The organism is Frankia canadensis, assembly GCF_900197875.1.
GTDB lineage: Bacteria > Actinomycetota > Actinomycetes > Frankiales > Frankiaceae > Frankia > Frankia canadensis.
Map to the genome: position 1 here is coordinate 1 of NZ_FZMO01000379.1, position 16,189 is coordinate 16,189.

A 16,189-nucleotide genomic window follows, 5' to 3' on the forward strand; every position below is an offset into this window, starting at 1 on the left:
GGGGACGGTCGCGGCCCGCCGGTGCCCCGGCCGGCCGCGACCGTCCCCGCCCGCGGTGCCGCCGGCCCGGTCGCCTGCTTCTCCGCCAGCGGCAACCACTTCGCCACCGGCTACCCTCGCCCGGTCCGCCAGCCCCAGCCGGCGGCCACGGTGGACCAGGGCCGCTCGGTCTCGGCGGGTCAGCCGGACGGGCGGGCGCCGCGCCGGGACGACCGCCAGCGCGTGCGGGACCATCTCGGCCTGTCGATCGTCGCCACCATCCTGTGCGCGCCGGTCGGGGCGCTCGGCCTGCTACACGCCCTGCGCGCCGCCGACCATCTGGCCCGCGGCGACGTCCCCGGCGCACGCCGGGTGGCGCGGCGCGGCCGTGCCTGGTCCCTCGCCGCGACCGCCGCCGGCATGCTCCTGCTCGCCGCGCTCGCCGCGACCGGCGGCGGGCACCGCGGCTGACGGGTGTTCTCCTGGACGGGTGGCATCCGACGGTTCGCCGGTGGGGCGACGCGTCGTACTCGGCGGGTCGGCGGGGTGCGCTGGTCCGGCGTGCTGCTGCGCGACCTGCTCGCCGCCGTCGGCGTCCAGCCGGCGGCACGGGCGCTGACCTTCCGCTCGTTCGACGGAAGCTACACCGAGAGCTGCCGGTACCGATGCGGGCCGCCGGGCTCAGCGCCGCGTCCTGGTCATGCTCGCCACCGGCGTGATCATGCAGTGGGGGGCGGGGCCGCTGCGCGGGCTGCCGGTCGCCGACCGCACCAGCACGACGTTCGTGCACGACGTGCTCGCCTACGGGTTGCTGTTCGGGGTGCCCGGCCACGTGTGGATGGCCGCGCGTGACCCGGTCGCGCTGGTCGGGATGCGCACCGGGATGGTTCCCGCCACCTGGGCCGCACGGGCCCATCCCGCCTGGTCGCCGGCGCCGGTGGACGCACCGGAGGCCGGCGGGCAGGTCAGTGCCGGTCCCGCGCGATCGCCACAATGATCACCACGGCGACGACGTAGACGAGCAGGACGACGACGAAGGCGACGAGCGACACCAGGCACCAGCGCCGGGCCCGGGCCGACGCCTGCCGGGCCCCGTACTCGTCCCCGGTCTGCAGCCGGTTCTGCGCCAGCACCGCGTAGACGAGCGCGATCGCACCGGTGGGCAGGCAGCACAGCAGCGTCGCGACCAGCGACTGCCACAGGTACGTCCGCACCGGCCGCTCGGCCGCGCCAGGCTCGCCCATCCCCGCACCCGCGGGGAACACCGTCCCCTCGATCGGCTGGGTGTCCGCTGTCGGCTGGGTGTCCGCTGTCGGCTGGGCGTCCGCTGTCGGCTGGGCGCTCTCGCTCGTCGGCACGTCCTCATCAGACGCCCAGGAGCCGCGGGGCGGATCCGCCCAGCGGGACGGCTCGGCGTCGGGGTCGGGCGGCACGGGGGCTCAGCCGGCGAAGGGACCGAGCGTGGAGTAGGCCGAGTCCGAGCTGGCGCCGAACGCGCCCACCACAGCGAGGATGATCGCCAGGACGGTCACCGCGACGCCAACGCCGGCCGACACGATGCACCAGGTCCGGGCCTTCTTCGACGCGTCCAGGGCGCCGTCGATGTCGCCCATGGCGCGACGGCTGTCGACCTTGGTGGCGAAGACGATGGCCACCACGCCGGCGGGCAGGCAGCACAGCACCGTCACGACGATCGACTGCCAGAGATAGTTCGGGATCGGCTGCCCGAACGGCGGCGGCGGGCCGAACCCGCCCGGCGTTCCGTAGCCCTGCGGCGCGCCATAGCCCTGCGGCGCGCCGTAACCCTGGGGCGCCCCGTAGCCCTGGGGGGCACCATAGCCGCCTGGCGGCGGGCCGTAGCCGGGGGCACCACCGTAGCCGCCCTGACCCTGTTCGTAGCCGCCCTGACCCTGTTCGTAGCCGCCCTGACCCTGTTCGTAACCGCCCTGGCCATGGCCGTAACCGCCCTGGCCATGGCCGCCCTGGCCCTGGTCCTGACCGCCCTGGCCGTAGCCGCCGCCCTGGTTGTAGCCGCCCTGGTCCTGACCGTAGCCGCCCTGGGGATATCCGCCCGGCGGGTACTCGGGGGGCTGGGACATGGGGCGCTCCTGCATGTCGGCGTAGCGGATGTTGGTGGAGCTGTCGAGCGGAGCCGATTGTGGCACAACCGGGGCCGGTCAACCCGGCTCCGTCCCAGTCCCGCGACACGGGCGGAAACGGGGTGACGCGGGAGTCCCGCCGAGGGCCCCCGAATCTCGGATGAACACCGAAACACACCGACGGAACAAGGGCTACACACAGTTCACAGCCTATCGAGCCGGACAAATCGACCATATGGCCCGACCTGGGACAGCAGGCGGGAATTCGGCCGTGTAATGTCTGGCCATATCTGACCAGGCAGGACGTCGGGACACCGAGGGGGTACCCCGGCATCCGCCCCATGGATCTCTGACCCACACATCTCTGGCCGCTGCGCGACATGGAGGTCAACGGCTTCGATCTCGAAGCGAGGACCCGGGGGGGTTCTGACGCCGACACGCCACGCACGGAGGGATACCGCGGTGAGACACCGAGCGGAGGGCACACCCAGCCCCAGTCCGCCCCGAACCCGCGCCGGCTCGCGGCGTGGGCGCCGTCGCCGTCCGCACCACCCCGCCTGGATCGCCTCGCTCGGCGTGCTGGCCCTGCTGGCCGCCGGGCTCGGCTGGAACCTCGCCCCCAGCGGCCACGACGACGGCGGGTCCGCCACCGTCGAGGCGGCCGCCGTCGGGCTGCACCAGCGCCACCACAAGCCGAAGCCCACCTCCACCGCCCGGCCGCGGCCCGGCGCCACCGCAGGCACGGCCGTCGGCGGCTCACCCTCCCCCAGCGCCAGCCCGATCGGCGTGGGCACCGGCGGGACCGGCGGCGGCATCACGCCGACGCAGCCCGCCACGGCTCCCAAGCCGGCCACGACCACCAAGCCTCCGGCCCCTGCGCCGCCCGCGGCGCCGGTCGTGCCGGCCGGCGGTGGTGGCGGCGCCGTCCCCGGCGGGATGAGCGGCGTCTCGGCCGGCTCGATGACGCAGGTGCGGGCCTGGGAGGCCTTCCGCGGCTCGCCCGTCAACGTGGTGAACACCTTCTCCGACCGGTCGAGCTGGCAGACGATCACCAACCCGTGGATCGGCAGCGGCCCGGAGAAGTTCTCGACCTTCAACGGCACCTGGGTCATCTCACAGCCGTTCTTCCCGAACGGCGGCGGCGACATGAACTCGTGCGCGAACGGCGCCTACTCCAGCCAGTGGGCCAGCTTCGGCCGCTGGCTGGTCAGCAAGGGCCGCCCGGCGAGCATCGTCCGGCTCGCCTGGGAGTTCAACGGCAACTGGTTCCCCTGGTCGGTCTCGAAGACCAACACCACCACCTGGATCAACTGCTTCCGGCAGGTGGTGAGCGCCATCCGCTCGACCGACCCGCAGGCGCGCATCGACTGGGCCCTCAACGCCCACAGCCCCGGCGGCTTCACGGCCTACCCGGGCGACGCCTACGTCGACATCATCGGGATCGACAGCTACGACCAGTGGCCGGCGAGCACCAGCGACGCCGCCTTCAGCCAGCAGTGCAACGCCGACACCGGACTGTGCTCGGTGATCAGGTTCGCCCGGCAGCACGGCAAACAGTTCTCGGTGCCGGAGTGGGGGCTGGTCTCGAAGTCCGACACCGGCGCTGGCCGGGCCGGGGCGGCCGGCGGCGACAACCCGGTCTACATCCGCAACATGTACAACACGTTCAAGGCGAACAGCGACGTGCTGGCCTACGAGACGTACTTCAACGACTCGCAGGCGGGCAACGTCCACTCCTCGCTGGTCAACCCGAACGAGAACCCGAGCGGCGCGGCGACCTACGCCTCCCTCTGGTAGCCGTGGGTCCGACGCCGGTCAGCCGCGGGGTCACAGGCGCCGCGGCCTGGCCGGCGGGCCCGACCGGAGCCAGTCGTCGAGCAGACGCACCAGCCCGGTCGGGTACACCGTCTCCGTCGTCGCCCGCAGGTCGGGCACGCTCCACCAGGCCCAGCCGAGGATGGAGCGCTGCTCGGTCGCCGTCCACGAGGACGGGTCGAGGACGAGCCGGCGCGGCACCCGGGCGACGTAGAACGTCTCGGCCTGCCGGTAGTCCTCGCCCAGGTAGGTGAAGGACGCCCGGCGGGTGGCGACGGGCGGGCCGGGGTCGTCGAGGCGGTAGCCGACCTCCTCGAAGACCTCGCGGACGGCGGCCGCCGCCGGCGTCTCGCCGGGGTCGAGGCCGCCGCCGGGGACGTGCCACCACTGCGGCGCGGCCTCGAGGGTCGGGTCGTGGGAGCGGATGAGCAGGATCGTGTCGGTGGGGTCGACGAGCACGACTCGCGCGGCCCGGCGGGTTCGCGACGGCACGCTGTCGTGTCTACAGGCCGACGGGGGCCTCGCGCAGGCGTTCCACGTCGGCATCGTCGCCACGCAGCTCGACCCGGGCCACCCGCCCGCGGCCGAAGGCGTAGAGCACGATCTCCTCCGGCAGGCCGACGATCTCCACCGCCGGCGGGCCGGAACGCAGGGTGCGCCGCCCGGGGCGGTCGACCCGCTCGGCGACGACTCCGACGCCGGCGCGGCGGAACCCGGCGAACCCGACCAGCCGCAGCGCCGCCCACATCGCGTCGCGGCTGGTGGCATCCAGCTCCCGCGGCTCCCAGCCGGCGCCGGCGCGGCGGACGTCTTCGGCGTGGACGAAGAACTCGATGAGGTTCGTCGCGTCGTCGACCGGGCCGATGCGGCTCGGCTGCCACCAGGGCGGGCCTGACCGGAAGGTCTCGACAAGCTCCGGGTAGGTGTGGGCGCGCATCGTGGCCCGCTCAGCCCGCTCGGTGAGGCCGTGCAGGCAGGGGATCAGCAGGCCGGGCGCGGCCCAGGGCACCCGCTCCCGAGCCACGAGGTGGGCCGCCAGGTCGTGGTTCGTCCAGCCCGCGCAGAGGGTGGGATGGCCCGGGCCCAGCTCGCCGAGCAGTTCGGCCAGCGCCTGGCGCTGCAGGCGGGCGCGGCGGGTCACGGGTTGCGGTCCGGTGGCCATGTCCGCACTCTAGGCGACGCATGGCCGGAAACGTGGCTCGCGCGGCGTCCTACTGCCCGGGCAGGCGGGCGACGGTGATGAAGAAGTCGTCGATGTGGCGGACGACGGCGACGAACCGCTCGAAGTCGACGGGCTTCGTGATGTAGGCGTTGGCGTGCAGGTCGTAGCTGCGCAGCACGTCCTCCTCCGCCTCGGAGGTGGTGAGCACCACCACCGGGATCCGCCGCAGCCGCTCGTCGTTCTTGACCTCGCGCAGCACCTCCCGGCCATCGCGGCGCGGCAGGTTGAGGTCGAGCAGGATCAGGTCGGGGCGCGGTGCCCCGGCGTAGCGGCCCTCGCCGCGCAGGTAGGCGAGCGCCTCCTCGCCGTCGCTGACCACGTTCAGGTGGTTGCGCAGCCTGTGTTCCTCGAACGCCTCCCGGGTCATGAGGACGTCGCCGGGGTCATCCTCGACGAGCAGTACCTCGACCGGGACGATCGGCTCGGTCACGGTGTTCCTCCGGCTGGACTGACGGTGCCGTCCCCGTGGACCAGGGCGGCGGGCTCGGTCATCGGGACGAGCACCGAATGGCGGGGCAGGGTGAACCGGAACGTGGTGCCCGGGCGGGCCTCGGCGTCGAGCCAGATGCGCCCACCGTGGAACTCGACGATCTTCCGGCAGAGCGCCAGCCCGATGCCGGTGCCTTCGTACACCTCGCGGCCGTGCAGGCGCTGGAAGATGACGAAGATCTTTTCAGCATATTCGGGATCGATGCCGATGCCGTTGTCCGCGCAGGAGAACTCCCACTCGTCCGCCCGCTGCTCGACCCCGACGTGCACCGTCGGCAGCGCCTCGCCGCGGAACTTCAGCGCGTTGCCGATGAGGTTCACCAGCAACTGGGTGAGCAGTACCGGATCGCCCCGCACGGTCGGCAGCTCGGCCGCGGTGACCTCGGCCCGCAGGCTCTCGATCCTCATCGACAGGGTCGTGGTGGCCCGGGTGAACAGCTCACCCAGCTCCACCTCGACGAAGCTCTCGCTGGTGCGCCCGACCCGGGAGAAGGCCAGCAGGTCGTTGATGAGCTGCTGCATCCGCTTGGCGCCGTCGACGGCGAAGGCGATGTACTGGGTGCCGCGCTCGTCGAGCTTGTCACCGTAGCGGCGCTCCAGCAGCTGGCAGAAGCTCGCCACCTTGCGCAGCGGCTCCTGCAGGTCGTGCGAGGCGACGTAGGCGAACTGCTCCAGATCCCGGTTGGACTGGCGCAGCACCTCGGCCTGTGCCTCGACCGCGCTGCGCGCCGAGCGGGCGACGCCCAGCTCGCCGATGAGCTGCTGGCGCATCGACTCGACGTCGGCGGCGAGCGCCACGATGTCCGGCGGCCCGGTCGGCTCGACGATGTGATCGAGATGACCGGACGCGACGGTGCGCGCGTTGGCAGCGACCTGCTCGATCGGGCGGGTGACCCAGCTGCGCAGCGCCCAGGCGATCAGCCTCAGCAGGGCGACCAGCGCCGCGGCGGTGATCGCCAGCGCGATGACCAGGAAGCGCAGCGCGCTGTTGACCTCCCGGCGGGCCGTGGCCGCCCGGGCACGCAGCCCGGACTCGAGGTCGGTGGCGGCGGCGCGGACCGCGTCGAAACGGGTCTTGCCGAGCTCGAGCGGGACGGTGCGGGCCGCCGCCGGGCCGCGGGCGCGCACCGCGGTGATCGCCGGGTCGGCGTAGTCGACGTGCCAGGCGCGGATGCGCGCCTCCAGCGCGGCGACCCGGCCCAACAGGTCCGGCTGGTCGGCCAGGCGGCGGCGCAGATCGTCCATACGCGCGCGTTCCACGGTGCGCCCGGTGTTGTACGGCGTGAGGAAGTCCTCGCTGCCCTGCAGCAGGTAGCCGCGCATCCCGGTCTCCTGGTCGACCAGGCTGCCGACGAGCTGGGTGGAACTCAGCAGGGCGGGGGCGAGCACGTCGCTGCGGGTGTGGATGGCGTCGTCGAGGCGCATCAGCGACCACGACACCAGCCCGACGAGGACGAGCATCACCGTCGCCGCCACCGTGTAGGTGACGCCGAGCCGCCGGCGCAGCGGCCAGCCGCCCACCGCCGGGTCGCCGATCCCCATCAGCCGATCCCCATCAGTCGGCTCCCCATAGCAGCAGGATGAGGGCGACGTCGTCGGTGAGCGGGCCGCCGTTGCGGGCCTCGACGCGGTCGATCAGGTCGTCGAGCAGCGCCTCCGGCCCCGTCTCCGGCCACAGCCGGGCGATCTCCGGCAGCACGCCCTCCCAGCCCAGCGGCTCGCCGCCGGGGCCGTCGCGGCCCTCCAGCAGGCCGTCGGTGGCCAGCAGCAGCGCCCAGCCGGGGCCGAGTTCGACGAGCACCTCCTCGGTCAGATCCTCGTCGAGGATGCCCAGGGCGGGGCCGACGACGCCGCCCGGCAGCGCGGCGAGGCTCGGGTGCAGCAGGGCCGGCGGCGGATGGCCGGCCAGGCGCATGCGGGCGCTCGCCCGGTCGGGCGCGATCGACAGCGCGCAGACGGTGGCGAAGATCTCGTCGTGTTCCCGCTCGCTGACCAGCACCCGCTGGAGATACCCCAGCCGGTCGGCCTCGTCGACCCCGGCGAGCACCAGGGTGCGCCACGCGATGCGCAGGCTGACCCCGAGGGCCGCCTCGTCCGGCCCGTGCCCGCAGACGTCGCCGAGCAGCACGTGCACCGTGCCGTCGGGGGTCGACACCATGTCGTAGAAGTCGCCGCCGAGCAGGGACTGGCGCCGGCCGGGCCGGTAGCGGGCGGCCAGGCGCAGCCGGTCGTCGTCGTAGAGCGGGCGGGGCAGCAGGCCGCGTTCGAGCCGGGCCCGCTCGTGGGCGCGCAGCTCCGACTCGCGCAGGGCCTGGGCGGCCGTGTCGGCCCGCTTGCGCTCGATCGCGTAGCGCACGGCGCGCACCAGGTCACGCCCGTCGACCTGGCCCTTGACCAGATAGTCCTGCGCGCCGGCGGCCACCGCCTGCGCGCCCCGGTACTCGTCGACGAGGCCGGTGAGCACGACGACCGGGGCGCCGGACTCGACCTCCAGCAGCCGCTTCAGGGCGGACAGGCCCTCGCTGTCGGGCAGGCCCAGGTCCAGCAGGACGCAGGCGGTGCCGGCGCTGCCCCGCACCGCCTCGGCCACGGTGCGCACCCGGGTCACCTCGACCGGCGCCGCGGCCTCGTCGAGCAGCTCGGACACCAGGTAGGCATCCGCGTCATCGTCCTCGACGAGGAGAATCGGCCAGACCACCTCTGCCGGCCTGGGCTGGGGCGCACGGACCGCGGCGCTCTCGGTTCGGCTCACATCTCCTCGGCAGTGCACGACGTGCGGGCCATACCGGCCCAACCTGGACCCGAAGCATGGCATGGCGAGGGGCGAACGCGCGCAGCGAAATGGCGGACGGGCTGCCCGGTCCCACGGCTACCCGACCAAGGTCAGCACACTTTCACCCTCAGGTCAGCCCGGCGGAGCGCCGAGCGGGATCATCCGCGGGCGCGGCCCGGCCCGGAGTCTGCCATTCGGGGGCGGGCGAGGTCGGCCGGCCCAGCAGGTACCAGCCCCATAGGCCGGCGGGCGCGGGGGCTCGCACCGGAGCGCCAGCGACCTCGCGGGCATCCATCACATCCAGTGCGTGGTCGAAGGTACCGAGCAGCCGGATGGCGAGCCGGCCGCCGAAGATCCCGCCGTGGCCGAGGTGCGGGTGCGGACGGGTGGGGGCGTGGCGCATGGCGTCGGCGAACCGCTCGTGCAGGCGGGCCCGCTCGGAATCCGAGAGCCGCTCGTCGAGCTCGCGCAGCAGGCCGTCCTCGGCTCGCGCGTGCTCGGCGAGCAGGGCCGCGAGGTCCCGGCGCAGGCTGGCGACGCTGTCCGGCGGATGGTTGAGGTCACCCTGCACGTACTGCTCGATGCCGCGCATCACCGACGAGCAGCGCCGGGCCAGCCGGCCGAGTTCGGCGACCCGCGCCCGGCCGCCGGGCACCGTTCGGGCGAGCTCCGGGTAGACGACGGCCTCCATCGCGCTGAGGTGGGCGGAGATGGCGGCGACCGCGGCGTCGCTGGCGTGCAGGGCCTGCCGTGGATCGCTCGGCGGGGCGTCCGGCGCGCCGGCCGCGTCACCGTGCTCACGGGACAGCTCCACGAGGTGACGGGCGTCCTTGTGCGCCGCGTCCACCAGAGTCGTCAAGGCCTCAACCATGATCACCTCACCGGAATGACACCAGATATCTACGCAGGGTCGCCAACACGGCCAAGGTACGCCTTCGACATCAAGATCGCACTCTGGAATCAGCTACACAGAGTGATGATATCCCGACCAACCGTGCGAGACGTCCGCCGGGATGTCTACCGTGAGAGAGGTTTCGACTACGATTGCCCCCATGGTTGCCAGTAACGTCCCCATGGCCCGGGACCAGGCAGTATTCGCCGCTCGCTCGCGCCTCGCCGGGGCGCGCCGCCGGTTCGTCGGCCACGACCTGCCACCTCTGGGCAGTCTGATCGTCCGTCACCAGGTGACGGTGCCGGACGGGGTCGAGTGGCCCTGGGCCCGGGTGTCCAGCTGGCCGCACCCCGCCCTGTTGCGCGGGCGCAGCCTCACCGACGGCACACACCCGTCACTCGCCCACATCCGGATGGGCCTGCCGCTGCGCATCCACAGCGACGACCTCGTCGACTGGGCGATCATCGACGCGCGCGGCGAGATCGTGACCGGGGCGTGGACCCGCAGGCTGCGCGCGCCCGCCGCGTCTCCCACCTGACCCGCGGGGACCCATCAGCGGGCCGGTCTCCACGGCGGGACGGGCCATTCAGTGGGCGAGGAACCCCTCCACGTCGTCGATGACGAGGCGCTCGTCCTCGACGACGAGGCCGCCGACGTCCGCGAAGCCCTCCGGTCCGGGCGCCGCCAGCACGATCGAGCCGGCGCCGTGGTGGACCGTCAGCCGCCGCCCGAGCGTGACGGCGAGCAGCATCGTCGCCGAGCCGCAGGCCTCGTCCTCGGCCACCCCGTGGCGCGAGCCGAAGGCCCGGGCCCGCACGATGCCCGCCGGCTCGTCCAGCCAGGCCCAGACCTGCTCGAGATCCTCGCCGACCGGGCGGGGCAGGGTGAGAGCGTCGACCGCGGCCGCGTCGGCGAGCTGGCGATGTCTCCAGGGCGGCACGGTGGCCAGCGGCACCCGAACCCAGACCCGGCCCTGGTCCTGCCAGCTCGCCGCGTCCCCGCCGGTGGGGCGCAGCACCGCCGGGTGGCCACCGAGGATGCGCCCGAGCTTCCAGGCAGCGCCGACCAGGGCGTCGCCGGCGGTCGGCAGTTCCCCGCCGGGCGTGTAGACCGCGAGCTCCGCCTGCTCGGCATCGTCCACGAACACCGTGGCCGGCAGGCCGAGACCGTGGGCGATCCGCTCCCGCTCATCAGGCTCGGGAAACCGCTTGCCGGCGTCGAGGACCACGACGAGCAGACTGCCCGCGGCGCCGGTCTCGTCCGTGAACACCCGCAGCCTGCGAACCTCTGTCTCGGTCATCTCACCCTCCCGTCGCCGGCGTTCCCCGCCCACGCTGGCACAGTCGGCGGGCATCCGGGTACATCGCGAGCCGTGGATCACCTCGCGATGCCGGCCAGCGCCTTGCCACCATGAGGCTAGGCCCAGGTCAGGTCAGATCGGGTCAGGCCGGTCGGGCAGCGGGGAAAGAGCGAGGGAAAGAGGCGAGCGTGCGAGACGACGCGACGCACACGCACACGCACACGCACACGCACACGACGCGGGCGGAGCCACCCGGTGACCGCGCGGCCCCGCCCGGCACGGACCAGGCCGGCACGGACCAGGCCGGCACGGACCAGCCGGGCGGGAGTCCGCCGGGCGGGAGTCCGCCGGGCGGGAGTCCGCCGCGGCCCGGGCGGGGCGAGGAGCATCCCGTCCTCGACGCCCTGGAACACGCCTCGGCGAACGCGCACCGCCTGGCCGGCGCGCTGAGCCGGCCGGCGGTGTCGCTGGTGCGGGTCGGCCGCAAGCGCCGCCGGCCCCGGGGGGTCGAGATCCCGGCGACCCCGGACGGCCGGGTGATGGCCTGCGGCGTCTACAGCCACGGGCAGCGGGTGACGACGGAGGTCGACCACCGCGACGCGCTGCGCCTGGCCCGGACGGAGCGCGACGGCTTCGCCTGGCTCGGCCTGTTCGAGCCGACCTACGAGCAGCTCGTGGCGGTCGCCGAGGAGTATGGGCTGGACCTGCTCGCCGTGGAGGACGCGGTCACCGGCGGGCAGCGGCCCAAGCTGGAGTACTACGAGAACCACCTGTTCATGGTGCTCAAGACGACGACCTACGTCGCCCACACGGAGGTCACCGGAACCTCGGAGGTCGTCACCACCGGAGAGATCATGATCTTTCTCGGTGAGGACTTCGTCGTGACGGTGCGCCACGGCCAGCATGGCGAGATGACGAAGCTGCGGGGCCGGCTGGAGGCCGCCCCGGAGATGCTGCGGCACGGTCCCACCGCGGTGCTGCACGCGATCTGCGACAGCATCGTGGACGACTACGTGGACACGGTGGAAAAGATCCAGGTCGACATCGACCAGATCGAGGCCGGAGTGTTCCGGCGCGAACGCGCTCCGTCCACGGAAACCGCCTACCAGATGAAACGGGAGCTGCTGGAGCTCAAGCACGCCGTCCAGCCGCTGGCCGGGCCGCTGCGCACGCTCACCTCGGACAGCCCGCGCATGATCGACGTGGCCATGCGGCGGTACTTCCGGGACGTCGCCGACCACCTTGAACAGGTCAGTGAGCGCATCTCGCACTTCGACGAGCTGCTCTCGTCGGTTCTGCAGGCCACCCTGACCCAGCTCACCATCGCGCAGAACGAGGACATGCGCCGGATCAGCGCCTGGGTGGCGATCGCCGCCGTCCCCACCGCCCTGGCAGGAATCTACGGAATGAACTTCGAGCACATGCCGGAACTGCGCCAGACCTGGGGATATCCGGCCGTTCTCACGCTGATGGCCGTGGCCTGCCTGTTTCTCTATCGGGCGTTCAAGCGCAACGGCTGGCTGTAGGACGTGTTCGCCGCCCACACGGGCGGCGCGGGTCCGGTCGCGGGCCGCGGGCAGCCCCACCCGACCCGCGGCAACCGGCCGATCTGTCACACACGGTGATAGGTTGCCGACAGTGCGCCGGACCGGGTGCGAGACGGCCGGCCCGGCGGCATTCACCGCCGCGTCGGCTCGTTGGGTGTGAGTGGCGCGAGATCGGGCAAATGTCCATAGAAACAACATGTTGGGTGCTATAAGCCCTAAAATCGCTGGCGCGGGTAGCCGACCCATAGCTCTTTCTTGCCATGAGTTGACAGTCATGACGTATCCGTACGATGGGTTACACCCGGCCACCTTCGTCAGCTACCGTAACCAACCGTGTCGGAGCAGCCGGGACGCGTGCCTGCCGCTCGGTGTGGTCCCCACCGATCCCCCCACCCGCCAGGGGAGTACATGCCCTCGTCTGACCCCAAGCGGCGAGAGACCGCCACCCTCCCCGACCGGGGCGACCTCATCGCCGAGCTCGCGAGCCGCCTTGAGGACCTCGACACGCTCCTGAGCCGGCTGGAGGACGCCGAGCAGCAGGCCAAGGACGCCAGCGAGCACCTCGTGCGGACCCGGCGCTGGCAGGAGGACACCGTGCGGACCATCCAGGAGGAGCGGGCCCGCATGCGCCAGCGCCAGCACGCACTCGACGAGCTGGCCGACCGCGCCCGCGCCGCCGTCACCGCGCTGCGCCACCACCGGTCGCTGCCCCGCGAGGTCCACGAGCTCGCCGTCGAGCTTCAGGTGCTCGACGCCGCCGGCTTCCTCAGCCGGCGCGCGCGGGGGCGCTGACTCCCGGGCCACCGCGCCCTGCCGGGCCGCCGCAGCCATCCACCCGCCCGCGTCACCTTTCGGCGATCCCTCCGTCACGATCCGCGGCGACCTCGGGCCGGGCCGCCCTTCGCCGAACCCGCCTCCGGCGGCGTCCTGGACGCCCCGAGACGCTGCGGCGGGCCCGCGGCAAGCAATTACTTTCTGTTCTCGAACCGACTCAACCCGAAGCCGCACGACCGGGGTGGCACTCTCGTTCACCCCCTTCTCCGCATCCCTCCCAGGCCCTCGAATGCCCGCCAGAACCGCAGGACAGGAAGGGTTTTTCGGGATGGGGGGCCGATCCGGGACAGCGGTAGCCAGACTGGGAGAGGGCTTCGCGCGGCGGGCACATCAGCGCACACTGGCTGTAGTTGGGAAGGACTAGTGTTTACCCACCCCCTCCAAGTGGACTAGTCTCACGCCGACGTCACGACAACACCGGGCCGAACGCCGAATCCTGCCCCCGGCCCCGGTGTCCCCTCCGAGTCGTCACATGGGGCAGGAGCGGGGGACCCACCTCCACCGGCTGGCACCGATCCGCGGCGCCGGTCTAGGGGTGAAGTCCGAGGCGCGTGAAGGTCACGCCCTCGGACCGGGCAAGCCCAGCCCGAACCCGACAGCTCACTTCGCAGGCGTACGGGAAGGAATACACCGTTGTCCGCGCAAAGCGTGCAGCTCGACGAAGATTCGCGGATCGCAGGTCGCGGCCGTCACCGCGCCCCGTCCACCGCGCCGGTCGCCCGTAGCAGGGCCCGCGCTCGCGCCTTCGCCGCGATGACCACCGGGACCGTCGCGGTCTCCGGGGTGGCCCTGGCCGGCTGCGCCACTGACGTTCACGCCGCCGCCCCCTCGGACGAGTCGACGAACACGGCTCCGGTCACCCTGGCCGCGCAGATCGGTTCGCGCGCCGCCCTGGGTGGCAGCATCGCCGCGGCGGCCGTGAGTGCCCATGGCGGCACCTCCGGCGCGACGCTGGGCATGACGAACGGCGTCGACGCGCCGCCGCTGTCCGGCAAGATCCAGGTTGGTCTGCGGAGCACCACCCCCCAGCAGACCGTTGACGCCAACGAGGCGATCAACGTCGGGTTCTCGCTGTACAACCAGGCGACGAACGAGCCGCTCGCGAACCAGCTCGTCAAGGTCCAGGTGAAGCTCCCCACCGGGTGGGCCACCTTCAAGCACCTGCAGACGGACTCGCGCGGCTACGCCTCCTACACGGCGCGGGTGCTCACCACGACGAGCGTCACCGCCATCTTCGACGGCACCGACGCCCTGCAGTCCGCCCGCTCGTCCAACGACGCCACGCTGACGGTGGCCCCGCAGCCGACCGCCTCGGTCTCGCGGAGCGCCGGCGTGCGGGTCGACACCCCCGAGGTCAACGTCTCGGTGCCGGTGCCGACCAGCTCCATCGGCGAGAAGGCCGTCTACCTGGCCTCGCTGCAGGCGGGCAAGCCCTACGTCTACGGCGCCGAGGGGCCCAGCTCCTTCGACTGCTCCGGCCTCGTCCAGTACATCTACAAGCAGCTCGGCAAGACGGTGCCGCGGACGACGGACGCCCAGTTCGCCGCCTCTACCCGGGTCTCGATGTACAACAAGCAGCCCGGCGACCTGATTTTCCTCGGCACGCCCGGCAACATCTACCACGTCGGCATCTACGCCGGCGACGGCAAGATGTGGGTCGCGCCGCACACCGGTGACGTCGTGAAGCTCCAGAAGATCTACACGACCTCCTACTACGTCGGCCGAGTCCTCTAGGAGCCGTTCCCCGGCGTCCCAGACTCCCGGGTCGCGGCCTCCCCCCTCCGGCCGCGACCACCAGACAGAGTCCGTGCCGCCGGCTCGGCGCCTCGGCGCTCGCCGCCATGCGCTCTGACGCCCGCCACTCCATGTAGGCGTCGCTTCTTCGCCGTGTGGGTCACCATCGCCGCTGACCCGGACGAGTACCGCCCAGGACGAGCATCGGCCGGGCCCTGACACCGCCCGCCTGATCACGGTCCGCCTGGTCCCGCGGGGCGCCTCACGCCGTCCCCGTAGTTCGCCGTGCCCGACCGTGCCTGCCTGACCGTGCCTGCGCCTGACCGTGCCTGCGCCTGACCCCGGCCGAAGTCGCGTCTCCTTCCGGCCGGACGGACGTCAGATCTCCCCCCCATCTGACGTCCGTCCGGCCGGAAGGCCCCCGACCCCGCCGGCCTTCCCTCGGATTCCCCCCCCATCCGCAGCGGAAGGCCGGCGGGCCTTCGGGAGCCACGGCCGCGGGTCCGTCGATGCCGCTACCCCCCTCCCGGCGGCATCGACGGACCCCGTTCTCCGTCATCACGGTGTGCCCAGGTGTGACAGTGCGCCCAGGTGTGACAGTGCGCCCAGGTGTGACAGTGCGCCCAGGTCACAGAACCCAGGTGTCACAGGCCAGCCGCTCGGCCCGCCCGGCCCACATCCGTACGGCGCGGGCCTGGACGGGCTGTTGGCGGGCCGTCAGGCGGTGGGCAGGCGGTGCGGTTCGGACGCCTTCCACAGCGCCTCGCTGACCTTCTTGTTCCACTTCGTCTCGGCCACCCGCTCCTGCGGGGCCCGAGCGGGGCAGGGGGACTGCGGCTCCTGGGTGAACTGCCCGACGACGCCGACGGCCGCGAAGACCGGCTTCGCGCCGCCGCAGACGGTCGTCTGGGCGAGCCGGGCGCCTTCACCGACGCCCCAGATGTACACCTGGTTCAGGTCGATCTTGCTCTTCCTGCCGGCGACGAAGCTGACCACGTCCCGGATGTACTGGGCGTCGGGGCTGTCCGGCCCGTCGATGCGCCACAGTCCACCGACCGCCTCCGGATAGGCGACCGCGAAGTCCTCGCTGTTCGCCACGGAGCCCGCGCCGCTGTCATGGTCAAGGTTCTTCGCGGCCGCGTTGTCGTCGTGCAGGATCAGCACGAGCGGGATCGGGTTCTTCGGATGGCCTGGTGCGTGCACGAGCAGCTCCCGCCCCGCCGAGCCGTACTCCTTCGGCATGGTGACCCGCTTGGTCTTGGTGCCACCGTTGTTGCCGATGAACAGATACAGCACGACGATGACCGCCGCGACGATGTACACGGTTCGCTTGTTCTTGCCCCACCAGCCGGCAAGGGGATTCGATGCCACGATCCAACCGAACCACACCGCCCGCCGGGAAACGCCGCAAACGCGTGATCAGATGACGCCCTGGCCGGCCCGTCGTGGGCCGGCGGCGAGGGCGTGGGACATCTGGGCGTGCGGCGTCAGGGCATGGGTCGCAG

At 72.6% G+C, this 16,189-nt stretch carries 17 protein-coding genes, 1 pseudogene and 1 riboswitch; of the genes and pseudogenes, 8 read left to right on the top strand and 10 right to left on the bottom strand.

Annotation, left to right across the window (positions count from 1 at the left end; all coding sequences use genetic code 11):
* From C1A33_RS24020 to C1A33_RS24030, 3 genes and pseudogenes are all read left to right on the top strand, one after another.
* Positions 1-450, top strand: a 450-nt coding sequence (locus C1A33_RS24020) for a CD225/dispanin family protein (RefSeq protein ID WP_207770468.1), incomplete at its 5' end; no start/stop codon positions are given.
* 3 nt (positions 451-453) lie between these two features.
* A pseudogene (locus C1A33_RS24025) lies at positions 454-627 on the top strand (molybdopterin-dependent oxidoreductase); the annotation flags it as partial.
* A gap of 52 nt (positions 628-679) precedes the next feature.
* Entirely contained in the window at positions 680-976 is a 297-nt protein-coding gene (locus C1A33_RS24030; RefSeq protein WP_341477264.1) for a hypothetical protein, read from the top strand.
* On the opposite strand, the gene C1A33_RS37035 is transcribed toward C1A33_RS24030, so the two are convergent.
* Positions 945-1,412, bottom strand: a complete 468-nt coding sequence (locus tag C1A33_RS37035; RefSeq protein WP_243407890.1) for a CD225/dispanin family protein — start codon at positions 1,410-1,412, stop codon at positions 945-947. The two genes, C1A33_RS24030 and C1A33_RS37035, sit on opposite strands and share 32 nt — an antisense overlap.
* A gap of 6 nt (positions 1,413-1,418) precedes the next feature.
* A complete protein-coding gene (locus C1A33_RS24040; protein WP_101833628.1) occupies positions 1,419-2,078 on the bottom strand; it encodes a CD225/dispanin family protein in 660 nt (219 codons plus the stop codon).
* A 462-nt stretch (positions 2,079-2,540) separates the two neighbouring features.
* Here C1A33_RS24040 and C1A33_RS24045 point away from each other — a divergent pair, with 462 nt between their 5' ends.
* Positions 2,541-3,875: a glycoside hydrolase family 26 protein gene (locus C1A33_RS24045; protein ID WP_101833603.1), complete on the top strand. Its 1,335-nt coding sequence runs from the start codon at positions 2,541-2,543 to the stop codon at positions 3,873-3,875.
* Positions 3,876-3,905: 30 nt separating this feature from the next.
* Here C1A33_RS24045 and C1A33_RS24050 read toward each other — a convergent pair whose 3' ends face one another.
* The 6 genes from C1A33_RS24050 to C1A33_RS24075 all read right to left on the bottom strand — a co-directional run bounded on the left by C1A33_RS24050 (position 3,906) and on the right by C1A33_RS24075 (position 9,248).
* Positions 3,906-4,385, bottom strand: a complete 480-nt coding sequence (locus C1A33_RS24050) for an NUDIX hydrolase (protein WP_243407891.1) — start codon at positions 4,383-4,385, stop codon at positions 3,906-3,908.
* A 10-nt stretch (positions 4,386-4,395) separates the two neighbouring features.
* Positions 4,396-5,055: a TIGR03085 family metal-binding protein gene (locus C1A33_RS24055; RefSeq protein ID WP_101833604.1), complete on the bottom strand. Its 660-nt coding sequence runs from the start codon at positions 5,053-5,055 to the stop codon at positions 4,396-4,398.
* 49 nt (positions 5,056-5,104) lie between these two features.
* Complete coding sequence (locus C1A33_RS24060) at positions 5,105-5,545, bottom strand: response regulator (protein WP_101833605.1); 441 nt, start codon at positions 5,543-5,545, stop codon at positions 5,105-5,107.
* Positions 5,542-7,146: a sensor histidine kinase gene (locus C1A33_RS24065; protein ID WP_101833606.1), complete on the bottom strand. Its 1,605-nt coding sequence runs from the start codon at positions 7,144-7,146 to the stop codon at positions 5,542-5,544. The genes C1A33_RS24060 and C1A33_RS24065 overlap by 4 nt, the downstream gene beginning before the upstream one ends.
* Positions 7,147-7,159: 13 nt before the next feature.
* On the bottom strand, positions 7,160-8,356 hold the full coding sequence (locus tag C1A33_RS24070; protein WP_101833607.1) for a PP2C family protein-serine/threonine phosphatase: 1,197 nt from the start codon (positions 8,354-8,356) through the stop codon (positions 7,160-7,162).
* Positions 8,357-8,504: 148 nt separating this feature from the next.
* The gene (locus C1A33_RS24075) at positions 8,505-9,248 is read right to left on the bottom strand and encodes a hemerythrin domain-containing protein (RefSeq protein ID WP_243407892.1); all 744 of its coding nucleotides are present in this window, start codon (positions 9,246-9,248) and stop codon (positions 8,505-8,507) included.
* Between the two features lie 181 nt (positions 9,249-9,429).
* Here C1A33_RS24075 and C1A33_RS24080 point away from each other — a divergent pair, with 181 nt between their 5' ends.
* Positions 9,430-9,807 (top strand): hypothetical protein, encoded by a 378-nt coding sequence (locus tag C1A33_RS24080; RefSeq protein WP_243407893.1) that lies wholly within the window; start codon positions 9,430-9,432, stop codon positions 9,805-9,807.
* 48 nt (positions 9,808-9,855) lie between these two features.
* On the opposite strand, the gene C1A33_RS24085 is transcribed toward C1A33_RS24080, so the two are convergent.
* A complete protein-coding gene (locus tag C1A33_RS24085) occupies positions 9,856-10,569 on the bottom strand; it encodes a PhzF family phenazine biosynthesis protein (protein WP_101833631.1) in 714 nt (237 codons plus the stop codon).
* Between the two features lie 188 nt (positions 10,570-10,757).
* On the opposite strand from C1A33_RS24085, the gene corA reads away from it, so the two are divergent.
* From corA to C1A33_RS24100, 3 genes are all read left to right on the top strand, one after another.
* Entirely contained in the window at positions 10,758-12,095 is a 1,338-nt protein-coding gene (gene corA, locus C1A33_RS24090) for a magnesium/cobalt transporter CorA (RefSeq protein WP_423748136.1), read from the top strand.
* Between the two features lie 429 nt (positions 12,096-12,524).
* Positions 12,525-12,908 (top strand): hypothetical protein, encoded by a 384-nt coding sequence (locus tag C1A33_RS24095; RefSeq protein ID WP_101833609.1) that lies wholly within the window; start codon positions 12,525-12,527, stop codon positions 12,906-12,908.
* 490 nt (positions 12,909-13,398) lie between these two features.
* Positions 13,399-13,578, top strand: a riboswitch (cyclic di-AMP (ydaO/yuaA leader).
* Positions 13,579-13,583: 5 nt separating this feature from the next.
* Positions 13,584-14,684 (top strand): C40 family peptidase, encoded by a 1,101-nt coding sequence (locus C1A33_RS24100; protein WP_207770469.1) that lies wholly within the window; start codon positions 13,584-13,586, stop codon positions 14,682-14,684.
* Between the two features lie 717 nt (positions 14,685-15,401).
* Here the strand turns inward: C1A33_RS24100 and C1A33_RS24105 are convergent.
* Positions 15,402-16,055 carry an alpha/beta hydrolase family protein gene (locus tag C1A33_RS24105; protein ID WP_341477263.1) on the bottom strand — a complete coding sequence of 218 codons (654 nt, stop codon included), beginning with the start codon at positions 16,053-16,055 and terminating at the stop codon, positions 15,402-15,404.
* Between the last annotated feature and the right edge of the window lie 134 nt (positions 16,056-16,189).